General features: G+C 60.3%; 15 protein-coding genes and 1 pseudogene. All 16 read left to right on the forward strand.

What is annotated here, in order from left to right:
- Window positions 1-107 precede the first annotated feature (107 nt).
- The 16 genes and pseudogenes from ACNFBR_RS21370 to ACNFBR_RS21445 all read left to right on the forward strand — a co-directional run bounded on the left by ACNFBR_RS21370 (window position 108) and on the right by ACNFBR_RS21445 (window position 12061).
- Complete coding sequence (locus ACNFBR_RS21370; RefSeq protein WP_186703024.1) at window positions 108-524, forward strand: hypothetical protein; 417 nt, start codon at window positions 108-110, stop codon at window positions 522-524.
- Window positions 517-2259, forward strand: coding sequence for a terminase large subunit (locus ACNFBR_RS21375; protein ID WP_416736659.1), 1743 nt, complete (start codon window positions 517-519; stop codon window positions 2257-2259). Before ACNFBR_RS21370 ends, ACNFBR_RS21375 begins: the two co-directional genes overlap by 8 nt.
- Window positions 2259-3557 (forward strand): phage portal protein, encoded by a 1299-nt coding sequence (locus tag ACNFBR_RS21380; protein WP_416736660.1) that lies wholly within the window; start codon window positions 2259-2261, stop codon window positions 3555-3557. The genes ACNFBR_RS21375 and ACNFBR_RS21380 overlap by 1 nt, the downstream gene beginning before the upstream one ends.
- The gene (locus ACNFBR_RS21385) at window positions 3529-4233 is read left to right on the forward strand and encodes a head maturation protease, ClpP-related (protein ID WP_121782998.1); all 705 of its coding nucleotides are present in this window, start codon (window positions 3529-3531) and stop codon (window positions 4231-4233) included. Before ACNFBR_RS21380 ends, ACNFBR_RS21385 begins: the two co-directional genes overlap by 29 nt.
- Before the next feature lie 64 nt (window positions 4234-4297).
- Window positions 4298-5524 (forward strand): phage major capsid protein, encoded by a 1227-nt coding sequence (locus tag ACNFBR_RS21390; protein ID WP_416736661.1) that lies wholly within the window; start codon window positions 4298-4300, stop codon window positions 5522-5524.
- A gap of 51 nt (window positions 5525-5575) precedes the next feature.
- Window positions 5576-5809: a hypothetical protein gene (locus ACNFBR_RS21395; RefSeq protein ID WP_277836239.1), complete on the forward strand. Its 234-nt coding sequence runs from the start codon at window positions 5576-5578 to the stop codon at window positions 5807-5809.
- A gap of 4 nt (window positions 5810-5813) precedes the next feature.
- Window positions 5814-6386, forward strand: coding sequence for a head-tail connector protein (locus ACNFBR_RS21400; protein WP_416736662.1), 573 nt, complete (start codon window positions 5814-5816; stop codon window positions 6384-6386).
- Window positions 6383-6721 (forward strand): phage head closure protein, encoded by a 339-nt coding sequence (locus ACNFBR_RS21405; protein ID WP_416736663.1) that lies wholly within the window; start codon window positions 6383-6385, stop codon window positions 6719-6721. The genes ACNFBR_RS21400 and ACNFBR_RS21405 overlap by 4 nt, the downstream gene beginning before the upstream one ends.
- Before the next feature lie 30 nt (window positions 6722-6751).
- A complete protein-coding gene (locus tag ACNFBR_RS21410; RefSeq protein WP_227696342.1) occupies window positions 6752-7270 on the forward strand; it encodes an HK97-gp10 family putative phage morphogenesis protein in 519 nt (172 codons plus the stop codon).
- The gene (locus ACNFBR_RS21415; protein ID WP_416736664.1) at window positions 7267-7635 is read left to right on the forward strand and encodes a DUF3168 domain-containing protein; all 369 of its coding nucleotides are present in this window, start codon (window positions 7267-7269) and stop codon (window positions 7633-7635) included. Before ACNFBR_RS21410 ends, ACNFBR_RS21415 begins: the two co-directional genes overlap by 4 nt.
- A 140-nt stretch (window positions 7636-7775) precedes the next feature.
- Window positions 7776-7886, forward strand: a pseudogene (locus ACNFBR_RS21420) (phage tail tube protein); the annotation flags it as partial.
- Between the two features lie 276 nt (window positions 7887-8162).
- Window positions 8163-8435, forward strand: coding sequence for a phage tail tube protein (locus ACNFBR_RS21425; protein ID WP_416736728.1), 273 nt, complete (start codon window positions 8163-8165; stop codon window positions 8433-8435).
- An 8-nt stretch (window positions 8436-8443) separates the two neighbouring features.
- Window positions 8444-8914: a phage tail assembly chaperone family protein, TAC gene (locus ACNFBR_RS21430; RefSeq protein ID WP_416736665.1), complete on the forward strand. Its 471-nt coding sequence runs from the start codon at window positions 8444-8446 to the stop codon at window positions 8912-8914.
- Window positions 8915-8976: 62 nt separating this feature from the next.
- A complete protein-coding gene (locus ACNFBR_RS21435) occupies window positions 8977-9138 on the forward strand; it encodes a hypothetical protein (protein ID WP_416736666.1) in 162 nt (53 codons plus the stop codon).
- 82 nt (window positions 9139-9220) lie between these two features.
- On the forward strand, window positions 9221-9571 hold the full coding sequence (locus ACNFBR_RS21440) for a superinfection immunity protein (RefSeq protein ID WP_416736667.1): 351 nt from the start codon (window positions 9221-9223) through the stop codon (window positions 9569-9571).
- A 54-nt stretch (window positions 9572-9625) separates the two neighbouring features.
- Complete coding sequence (locus ACNFBR_RS21445; protein WP_416736668.1) at window positions 9626-12061, forward strand: phage tail tape measure protein; 2436 nt, start codon at window positions 9626-9628, stop codon at window positions 12059-12061.
- Window positions 12062-12068: the final 7 nt, after the last annotated feature.

Here is a 12068-nt window from a genome sequence, read left to right on the forward strand (position 1 = left end):
CTTGGGCAGGGGGAGGGGAAAAGTCTGGGGCCTTTTTCTTCTAGACCGCGCCCGAAACTCTTTTTTCGCGCCGTCAAAATTAGCTTTTTGAAATTGAAGGTTGACAAATGACCCGAGGACGGAAGCCAACGGCGCCCAACCTCAAGGTTCTGGCCGGTACCACTCGCCCGGATCGCGAGGAAAAGGACGCGCCAGAGTTCGACCTGATTGACGACTTTCCTGACGCACCTCAGCACCTGAATCGAGACGGTGCCGAGATGTGGGAAAGCCTGGGCCGGCAGCTTGTTGCCGCCAAGGTTTTGCAGGTGGTCGACCTGTATTCACTGGAGCAGCTGTGCTTTGCCTGGCAATGCTTCCGCAAGAAGGCCAAGGCCGACATGGAGGCCACGGCGGCAGAGACCACAGCGCTGAAGGCGCTGTTCTCCGAGTTCGGCATGACGCCGGCCAGCCGCCGTAAGGTTTCGTCGGGCGGGGAGCAGAAGAAGGGCAACGCCTTCGCGGGTAATGGGCGGAAGAATGCGTGACTTCGTCAAGATCGCTACCGACTACGCGAAGGGGGCTGTGGCCGACAAGAAGCGGAAGCGCCATGGCAAGCTGATCCGCCAGGCGGCCCAGCGCTTTCTGGATGACCTCAAGCGCGCCAAGAAGAAGGACTGCCCGTTCATTTTCGACCCCTGGCATGCGAACGACCCGTGCGACTTCATCGAGAAGCTGCATCACGTTGAAGGCAAGTGGGAAAAACCCACCATCGTGATGCACCCGTCGCACATCTTCTTTGTGGTCCAGCTGTTCGGTTTCCGAAAACGGCAGTGGGTGTTCACTGAAGGGTGGGGCGACGACGGGAAGTTTCACCCGCGCCGGTTCACCTCGGCACTGTTTGCAGTAGCCCGGAAGAACGCCAAGAGCACGCTTTCGTCGGCGATCCTGCTGTACTGCGAATGCTGCGAGCCCGAAGAGGGCGCCCAGATCATCAGCGCGGCCACCACCTTCCCGCAGGCGTCGATCATCTTCAACGCCGCCAAGCGGATGACCGAGAAGAACGCGGACCTGCGGGAGTACTTCGGCCTTGAAGTCTGGGCCAAGTCCATCAGCCGCGTTCAGACCGGTGCCAGCTTCAAGCCGATCCACGCCAAGGCATCGACCCAAGATGGTCTGAACCCATCACACGTCGGCCTGGACGAAATCCATGCCCACAAGACCGCCGACCTGCTGAACGTTCTGCAGTCAGCAGCTGGTGCCCGGGGTAACCCGCTGTGGCTGTTCACGACCACCGAGGGCTACACCAACCCCGGGCCGTGGGCGGAAATACGGATGTTCGCCAAGAAGTTGCTGGGCGGGCTGTTCGGCACCACCGCTGACCACTACCTGGTGGTGTTCTATGCGGTGGATGACGAGGACAAGAGCCTCGGCATCAAGGCTGATGACGACTTCGACGAGAAGGCCTGGATCAAGGCCAACCCGTTGATGGACGTGAACCCGCACCTGATGGCGGCGATCCAGAAGGAAGCCATCGAGGCGAAGCAGATGCCATCGAAGATGGCCGAGTTTCGCATCAAGCGGTTGAACCGGCCGGCCTCGACTGCTGAGGGCTGGATCGACCTGAACAGATGGCAGCAGTGCGGTGGCGAGATCGACCTGGACTGGCTCGCGCAGTACCCATGCTGGGGCGGGCTGGACCTGGCCTCTACCCGCGACCTCACGTCATTCCGCCTTGTGTGGGATGTCGATGGCGTTCTGTACACCTACGGGTGGCGATGGGCGCCGGAAAGCGCGGTGGCCTTCCGCACCGAGCACGGAACGGTTCCGTATGCGGCCTGGGTTGAATCGGGGCTGCTCAAGCAGACCGAGGGCGACGTTACCGATTACGCGGTGATCGAGGCCGATGTGAAGGCGGTCTGCGAGCGCTTCAACGTCAAGGCCATCGGGTATGACCGGTGGAATGCCGCCGACCTGGTGAACCGCCTGGTTGCGGCTGAGCTCCCGATGGTCGAGTTCATTCAGGGGCCGAAGTCGTACCATCCGGCGATGCAGACCCTGGAGCTGGCCTATATCTCCGGCAAGTTGGTGCATGGCGGCGACATGCTGCTGAACTGGTGCGCCTCCAACCTCATCGCCCGGCGTGACGACAACATGAACATGGCCCCGGACAAGAAGCGTTCGGCGGACAAGATCGACGACATGACTGCTCTGCTCATGGCAGTCGGCGTCTCGAAGGCTGGGCAAGAGCAGCCCATTACTGACCTATGCGTGGTGCTGTGATGTTCAACTTTGGAAAAACCAAGAAGCTGGAGCAGGAGCTGGCAGCGCTGCAGGAAGAGTTCGGGCAGCTAAAGAACAAGGAAATGACCTGGAACGAGATGGATCGCTCCCAGTGGGCGGACTTCTTTGGCGCTGTGCCGTCGTCATCCGGCGTGGTGGTCACCACCGAAACCGCCAAGCGCAGCGCCGCCGTGTATGCCTGCTGCCGACTGATCGCCGGTGCGGTGGCTCTGCTGCCGCTGCCAATCTACGAGCGCACCGAGAACGGCGGCCGGGCTCGGGCGAATCACGACCTGTGGTGGCTGCTCAACGAATCGCCCTATCCGACCCTGACGGCCTGTTCGTTCTGGGAGTGGATGCTGTCCTCCATGCTTTTGCGTGGCGATGGGCTCGCCCAGATCGTCCGCGACCGTTCCGGCAAGCCAGTGCGGCTCATGCCGCTTCCCCGGGAGTGTGTATCGATCGTGCGGGTTGGCGACACGCTGCACTACTACGTCAATGACGACGGCAAGTACTTCGGCCTGGAGTCGGAGGATGTCTTGCACTTCCCCGGCTTTGGGTTCGACGGCACCAAGGGCGAGTCGGTAATTCGCTACGCCGCCCGCCAGGCTGTGGGTGCTGCCCTGGCCGCCGACGAGTATGCCGGCGAGTTCTTCAGCAACGGCGCGAGCCCGAGCATGGTGATCACCTACCCACAAGGTGTGGCTCCGGATACACCCCAGCAAGATTACCTACGTCAGCAGTTCGACGAGAAGTATGTGGGCCGTGGCAAACATCATCGCCCGATGCTGCTGGTGAATGGCGGCGACGTGAAGCCAGTGAGCCTCACCGCCGAAGATGCCCAGTTACTGGAAACTCGCAAGTTCCAGGTGGTCGAGATTGCTCGAGCATTTGGCGCACCTCCGCACATGATCGGCGAAACCTCCGCGTCCACCAGCTGGGGTACCGGCATCGAGCAGATGTCGATCGGCTTCGTCCGTTACACCCTGGGCCCGCACTTGCGCCGCATCGAGCAGGAGCTGAACCGCAAGCTGTGGCCGCGCTCGACCCGCTACTTCACAGAATTCAATCGCGAGGGCCTGCTGGCCGGTGACAGCAAGACCGAAGCGGACGTGCTCGGCAAGGCGTTGGGCGGGCCTGGCGCCCAAGGCTGGATGGTGGTCAACGAAGTGCGGGCCATCAAGAATCTGCCGCCTGTACCAGGCGGCGACAAACTCTACTTCTCGACTGCCAGCCAGAAGCCGGCCAAACCCCCAGAGGCTCAGCCAGATGAACCTGATCCAACTGTTCAAGAATAACCAGGCGGCGAAGCGCGAGTTTCGAATCGTCAACGAGGGCCGCGAGGCAACCATCTACCTCTACGACATCATCGGCGAGGACTGGTACGGCGGCGTTGCGGCGAAAGACTTCGTGCCACAGCTGGCCGCGCTCGACGTTGACACCATCCACCTACGAATCAACAGCCCCGGCGGCGATGTGTTCGACGCGCGCGCCATGGCCCAGGCCATCAAGTCGCACCCTGCGAAAGTCATTGCGCATATCGATGGTCAGGCCGTATCGGCAGCCACCTATGTGGCGGTGGCGGCGGATGAGGTCGAGATTGCCGAAGGCGGTTTCTTCATGATCCACAACGCCTGGACCATCCAGATGGGCAACGCCAAGGACTTCCGCGACCAGGCCGACCTGCTGGACAAGGTCGATGCCAGCATCAGTGCCGACTACGAGCGCAAGACTGGTAAGTCCGCCGAGGAAGTCCTGGCCTTGATGGCGGCCACTACCTGGATGACTGCAGCGGAGGCGCTGGAGGGCGGGTTTGTTGATCGCCTGGCCGAAGGCAAGACTGCCACACAGAACCACTGGAACCTTGCCGCCTACGGCAATGCACCCAAGGCGCTGACCGAGCGCCCCGAACCCACAGTCAATCGCGAAGCCCTTGAGCGCCGCCTTTCGCTGTTGGAAAAAATCGCGCCGTAGGCCTCGCGCCGTCGCGTAAATCCAGCCCGCCCAGTGCGGGCTTTTTTGCACCTGGAGAAAAGTTATGACCATTCAAGCAATGCGCGAGCGCCGTAATGGCTTGGCCATCGAAGCCCGCAAGCTGCTGGACGACACCAAAGACAAGAAATGGGAGTCCGAGCACCAGACCAAGTACGACCAGCTCACCGGCGAGATCTCCGATCTTGATGCCCGGATCGAGCGCGAGCAGAAGGTGCTGGACCTCGCCGCCGAGCAGCACTTCAACAACCGTGGCGACAAGGGCGATAAAAAGCCCGGCAAGCGCGACACCGAAGACCTGCTCTCGGATATCGGCATCTTCGACACCTGGACCCGTCGCGGTGAGCGCGGCTTCACGAACGAGCAGGCCGCCAAGTTCTTCAACACCATGAGCACCACCACTGGCTCCGAGGGCGGCTACACCGTCCCGTCCGCAGTGGCGTCCAGCCTGATCGACTCCCTGAAGCTGTTCGGTGGCATGCGTGCGGTGGCCGAGATCCTGAACACCGCCCAAGGCAACCCGCTGAGTTTCCCGTCTTCGAATGGGACCGCCGAGGAAGGTGAGATCCTGGCCGAGAACGCCCAGGCCAGCGCACTCGACCCGTCGTTCGGCACTGTCAGCCTGAACGTGTTCAAGTACAGCTCCAAGATCATCGCGGTGCCGATCGAGCTGCTGCAGGACAGTTCGATCGACATCGAGGCGTTCATCCGCAAGCGGATCATCGAGCGTGTGGGCCGCATCACCAACCGCCACTTCACCACCGGCACCGGCACTGGCCAGCCGCGCGGCATTGTGACCGCATCCTCTTCCGGCAAGATCGGCACCACCGGCCAGACCCTGACCGTGGTTTACGACGACCTGGTTGACCTGCTGGAATCGGTGGACGAGGCCTACCAGCTGGCCGGCAGCTGTAAGTTCATGTTCGCCCAGACCGTCCGTAAGCTGCTGCGCAAGCTGAAGGACACTGCGGGTCGCCCGATCTGGACCCCAGGCTACGAGGCAGGCATCACCGCCGGCGCCCCGGACCTGCTGCTGGGCAAGGAAGTGGCCCTGAACAACGACATGCCGGCGCCGGCGGCGAACGCCAAGTCGATCATCTACGGCGACCTGTCCAAGTACATGATCCGCGATGCCATGCAGGTCAACCTGATGCGCTTCGACGACAGCGCCTTCGCCTCGAAGGGGCAGGTCGGCTTCCTGGCCTTCATGCGCAGCGGCGGCAACCTGACCGATACCGACGCCGTGAAGCACTACCAGCACTCGGCGACCTAATGTGCCTGGCGGGCTACGGCCCGCCATCACCCATCCCGGAGGGAATGAATCATGGCTGCAAAGAAAGATTTGGTACAGGTGCGCGTGCTGTGCGGTTTCCCGCTTGAGGGTCGTGAGTACAAGCCTGGCCAACTGGTGGGTTTCTCCGCTGAGCAGGTGGATCAGTTGAAAGGCATGGGCGCGGTTGACCCTGGCAAGGATGCCTTGGCCGCCTGCAAGGCAGCGGGCTATGAACTGGTCGAGCACTCGCCGGCCGATGCGCAAGAGTCGGCGGAAGAGGGCTGATCGTATGGGGCTGCAATTGCTGGAGGCGCCAACGGCTCAGCCCGTATCGCTTGAGGTGGCCAAGAAGCACCTGCGCATTGCCCCTGACGATACCGACCAGGACGACGAGGTGGCGCGTATCGTGCGTGCGGCAACCGCCTGGGCGGAGCGGATCACCCAGCGAGCGCTTTGCCAACAGCGCTGGCGGCTACACCTGGATGGTTTCCCTTGCGGTGCAGTGCTGATCCCTCGGCCACCCCTGCAGAGCGTTGAGGCCGTCAACTACACCGATTCGCTCGGATCTGTTCAAACCCTTGACGCCCTGAGCTACATCGTCAACCCGTTCGAGATCCTTGGCCGGGTTTCCCTTGCACAGGGCGAAAGCTGGCCAGCCACACGCAAGCAGGCCATGTCGGTGAAGATCGACTTCACGGCCGGCTATGCAACCGTGCCGGAGGATATCGTTTCGGCGATCCTGCTGCTGGTCGGCCACCTGGACCAGAACCGGGAGCAGGTGGTCACTGGCACTATCGCCACTGAGTTGCCGATGGGCGTTGACTCGCTGCTCGCGCCCTATTGTGTTCCGGGTGTGCCATGAGACTCGGTCGCCTGAACCACCTCATCACCATTGAGCACAAGGTGAAGCTCAGGGACCCGGTGACCCTGGAGTTTGGCGAGCCAACTTGGCAGAAGTTCGCCAAGGTCTACGCAGAGGTATCACCGTTGTCTGCCCGGGACTTGATCGCCGCGCAGGCCGCTCAGTCGGAAGCCACTGCCCGCATGCTGATCAGGTACCGGCCAGGTGTTCTGTCGACCATGCGAATCCTCTACCGAGGCGAGGTGTACAGCATCGAGGGTCCGCCGCTTGAGGACACCAAGTCTGGTCTGGAGTACCTGACCATTCTTGTCTCCAAAGGCGTCAAGGATGAGTGACGGCGCGCGGGCCGCGCCAGGGAGAAACACATGCGTGACGGTGTTGATTTCAAGATTACCGGCGCCGATCAGCTGGCCGGAAAGCTGTCATCGATCAAGGATGATATCCGCCGAAAAGGCGGTCGGGCCGCTTTGCGAAAGGCTGCTCAGGTCGTAGAAAAAGCTGCTATCGAGCAGGCGAAGAAGCTGGATGACGCCAAAACCCCGAACAAGATTTGGGAGCACATCACCGTCCGGTGGTCCAACAAACGGTTCCGGCGAACGGGTGATCTGATGTTCCGGATCGGCGTTGAGGGTGGAGCCAGGCAGTACGCCAACACCGCTGATAACAGGCGGGCAGGGCGGGTCGGCAAGAGCTATGAGCTCAGCAGTATCGTGTGGTACTGGCGGCTGCTGGAGTTCGGTACCGAGCGGATTCGCGCTACTCCGTTCATGCGTCCGGCACTGACCGAGAGCATCGCGGAAGTGACCAACACCTTTGTTAGCGAATACGACAAGTCAATTGACCGTGCGATAAAGCGCGCGGCGAAGAAGACGGCATCCTCATGACACCACCCATTGTGAAGGCCTGCTTGCAGAGCTCCGCTGTAACAGCGCTGCTCGGCGCCGGAACCGACATGCGCCTCTACTCGTTCGGGGAGGCGGAGCAGGGCGTGGCCAAGCCATACGCTGTCTGGCAGGTCATCAGCGGCAGCCCTGAGAACTACTTGGCCGGCCGCCCAGATCTGGACAGCATCACCTTGCAGGTCGACGTTTACGCAACCACGGGCGACTCCGCCAGAGCGGTCAGGGACGCAATCCGTGATGCGATTGAGCTCGACGCCTATATCACCCGCTGGGGTGATGAGGGGCGCGACACCGAAACCAAGAACTACCGTGCCAGCTTCGACGTGGACTGGATGGTCCACCGGTAGAGCTGCAACCAATCCCAATAGCCCGCCCAGTGCGGGTTTTCTTTTGCCCGCAATTGGAGAAACCCATGGCGATTCTCGCTCAAGGTACCCAGATTTATGCCCTGGCGCCCAAGGTCGGTACCCCGTCTCAGTTCGAAGTCATGGAGGTGGAGTGCGCCACCGCCTTCAACCCGGGCGGCAACCCGGCTGACCAGGTTGAGGTTACCTGCCTCAGCGACGCCGTCCGAAAGTACCTGCGCGGCCTGCGCACCCCCGGCCAGGCTTCCCTGACCCTGAACGTCGATCCGCGCAACCCCTCCCATGTAAGGCTGCACCAGATCTCGGAAGACGACACCATCGAGAGCATCCGCTGGGTGGTTGGCTGGTCTGACGGCAAAGACATCAAGCCAACGGTCGGCGTTGCCGGCGCGCTGGCGGCGATCGAGTTGACCGATGGCGGTACCGGCTACACCTCGGCTCCGACCGTCGCTTTCTCGGGTGGCGGCGGCACCGGCGCTGCAGCCACCGCCATCATCGAAGACGGCAAGGTGGTTGGGTTCAACATCACCAACGCCGGCACCGGCTACACCAGCAAGCCAACCATTGCCCTGACCGGTGGCGCGGGCACTGGCGCAGCCGCTTCGGCAATCCTGGGTGACGCGGAAGACTTCGTGTTGCCTTCGACCCGCACCTGGTTCCTGTTCGACGGCTATGTGTCCGACTTCCCGTTCGACTTTGCCGCCAACGCTGCGGTAACCACGGCAGCCACCATTCAGCGCTCCGGCGGCTCCGCCTGGATTCGCAAGACCACCAACGTCTGAGGTAAAGCATGAAACTGACACTCGACGCGCTCACCAGCGCAGGGTCGTTCACCGGGCGCCCAGTGGAAAAGGAAATCAGTTGGTTACAAGACGGCAAGAAGCTCACCTACACCGTGTATGTACGCCCCTTGGGCTACCAGACAGCCGTGAACGATGTTCTGTCGTTCAACGGAAAGCACGACACGATTGCCGGCAAGATCGCGGCATCGATTTGCGATGAGCATGGCAACCCGGTGTTCAGCAGCCCCATGGATATCACCCATGGCCCGCTTGATCCGGCAGAACTGGAGAAGGACCCAGAAAGCACCGCCCGCCTGGGCGCGCTTGATGGTGCGCTCTCGGTAGCGCTGTTGCTCGCAATCCAGGAGGTCAACGACCTGGGAAAGACGAAGAGCTCACCGAGCGCGACGAAATCTGGCACGAGCTCGTCCTCTCCGGCGTCGGTGGCTCGACGATCGCGCAAGCCAAGGAAACCCTGAGCCTGCGCGAGTTTCGGTCGTGGGTGAAGTTCAGGAGGCGTCGTGGCTCGTTGCATCCTGGTATGCGAGTGGAGCGTGCGATGGCCATGCTGGCGGCGTTGATGGCCAACCTGCACCGTGACCCGCAGAAGGTGCCGACTCCCTACAGCTGGAAGGACTTCGCCCTGCATGAGGATGAAGAGGGGCCAATCTCCCTTGAGGACGCCATGGCCACTTGGGCGTAAACGTGCAGCTTGACTAGCAATGATGATAAATTGCCCCGCTAAAGCAGTTATCAATTTCAAGTGATACAGGGAGTTTCAGGCTATGGTCGTAGACGCAAGCTCAATGCAGAGCGGCGTTATGAAAGGTATGGTGATTGCGCTGTACTTTCTACCGCTCATCGTCGCTTGGCTGCGGGGTCATCACAATAAGGCATCAATCTTTCTGCTGAACCTCTTTCTCGGATGGACGGTCATCGGATGGATAGTTGCTCTGATTTGGTCTGCATCTGCAATCAAAAAGAGATCACCAACACTATCTGGCGAATTGCCTACATCGGGCGCCGGAAAAGATGGTGCCTACCTTGAGCTTGAAAAGCTGGCCGAGCTGAGAGAGCGCGGGCACCTTACCGCTGAAGAGTTTGAGGCAGAGAAAGCCAAAGTCCTCAACCGCTGAACACAACTGACAACTAGCCCGCTAAGCGGGCTTTTTTTTTGCTCGGAGAAAAAGATGGCCTCAAGATCATTAGGCACTTTGACTCTGGACGTTATTGCGCAGGTTGGCGGATTTGTAGCCGGCATGGATAAGGCGGAGCGCAGTTCCGCTAAATGGCGAAAAGAAGTTGAGAAAAGCGCTAAGGCAGTTGGGACTGCCATAGGTACTGGCGTTGCTGCTGGCGTCACAGCATTGACGGCAATGACGGTTTCTGCTGTCAACTCGGCGTCTGAGATTGCTAACTTGGCGGCGGTCGCTAACGTCAGCACAACTGACTTCCAGAAAATGTCGGTAGGCGCGAAGACCGTAGGTATTGAGCAAGACAAACTCGCCGATATTCTCAAGGATGTTAATGACAAGGTCGGTGATTTTTTAAACACTGGCGGCGGGGGTATGGCTGATTTTTTCGAGCAAATTGCTCCAAAGGTCGGCGTTACAGCTGAGCAGTTCAAGAATTTAAGCGGTAATCAGGCCCTCGGTCTTTATGTCTCCAGCCTGGAAAAAGCAAAGGTAAGTCAGTCGGACATGACCTTCTATCTTGAAGCGATTGCCAGTGACGCCACTGCTCTACTGCCGCTGCTGCGAAATAATGCCGAGGGTTTCAGGAAGTATGGCGATGCTGCTGAGGCTGCGGGCGCCATCATGGATGAAAAGACCATTCTGGCGGCAAAGCAATTCAGTACGGAGCTAACCGTTCTCGGTACTTATCTTGGCTCGGTACAAACCGCCCTAGCTGCTGAGCTTATGCCAGTGTTGGCTCAGTTCTCCAAAGACCTGACCGATACAACCACTCAAGCCGGGGGGCTTCAAAAGAAGGTTAAAGATCTAGCAGCCGACCTTGTCGAAGCTGTCGCGGTCACAGCAACCTTGGCTGATGGGCTAGGAAGAACATTTAAGGTTGTTGCAGGTATCATCGCTGCGGGATTTGCCACGACTGTTAGCTACATGCAGCAAATCGGTGCGGCAGGTAGCAAGATTCTTGGTGCAATCACCTTCGGTGATATGTCAAAAAACTTCAAGCAGGATGCGGCGAAGTTCACCAGTGACGCTGTGGATAATATGAACACAGCTAACTCTATCGTCATAGATATGATGGATGAGTTTGAAAGGCCTTGGGCTGGCGATGCCATTCGTCAATATGTAATCGATGCAAAGAAGGCTGCTGGTGAGCTCGGTACCATTACACCGCCGGGCACATTCAATCCGCAGACTCCGGCGCAGATCGAGGCGGCAAAAGCCGCTGAGGCCGCCGCGAAGAAGCTGCAAGGTCAGTTCGATACCGCTGAAGAGGGATACAAGCGGCAGATCGCCTTGATCAACACCGAGACCGACAAGCGCAAGGAAGCCACCGAGGTCGCCAAGCTCCAGTTCGAGCTCGAGGCCGGCAACCTGCAGGGCTTGAGCGAAAAGCAGCAGGAGCGCCTGAAAGGCCTGGCTGCCGAACTGGACCAGCTGAAGAAGCTGAAGCAGGCAAAGGAGGATGACAAGGCCGTCGCGGCCTTCGATGCCAGCGTCAACCGGCAGCTGACCATTGACCAGCGCGCTCTGGACGCTCCCCTGCTCAACGCCTACGACACCGACAAGGTGAAGGAGCGGGCCCTCGAACTGCTGGCGATCGAGCAGGACTACCAGGATCAGCTCGAGGATCTCCGGCAGCGGCATGACGCCGGCGACGTGTCTGATTCGGCGTACGAGCGCGAGACGGCAATTCTCAATGACGCCCTCGAAAAGCGCTTGGCCATGCAGGAGAAGTACTACCAGGACATCGACAAGCTGCAGCAGAACGCCGGTGCTGGCTTCATCAGCGGCTTTGCGAGCCAGGCCGACGCCGCCATGGATCTGTACAGCAACATGCAGAGCGTCGGCGCGAGTGCATTCAGCTCGCTAACCGACATGGTCACCGAGTGGGCCGAAACCGGGAAGATGAACGTCAAGGGCTTCGCGGCGACCTTCATGCAGTCCATCGGTCATGCGTTGCTGTCCTACGCAGCCGCGCAGGTGGCCATGGCGGCGCTGAGTGCGTTCACCGCAATGATCGGCGTTCCGTTCGTGGGGCCAGCGATTGCACCAGGTGCTGCGATTGCAGCTGCAGCTGCAGCTGGCGTCCTGATGACCGCAGTGGGCTCTGCGCTGGATGGTCAGGCGCACGATGGCATCGACTACGTTCCGGCCGACGGCACCTGGAACCTCAAAAAGGGTGAGCGGGTAACTACCGAGAAGACCAGCGCCAAGCTGGACCGAACCCTCAGTTCCATCCAGCAGGGCCAAGGCCAGTCGAGTCGCGGGCTGACCGTGAACATCCACGAAGACGCCTCCAAGGCTGGCCAGGTCAATCGGCAGCAGCTCACGGCGGAGGATGTCGTCGACATCTATGTCTCGAATGTCAATCAGGACGGACGCATACACGACGCCAACGCTGCGAAGTACGGGCTCAAAACCGTGGGTAGCTGAGGAGGCT

The organism is Pseudomonas sp. NY11955, from assembly GCF_048068035.1.
In the GTDB taxonomy this organism is placed as follows: domain Bacteria; phylum Pseudomonadota; class Gammaproteobacteria; order Pseudomonadales; family Pseudomonadaceae; genus Aquipseudomonas.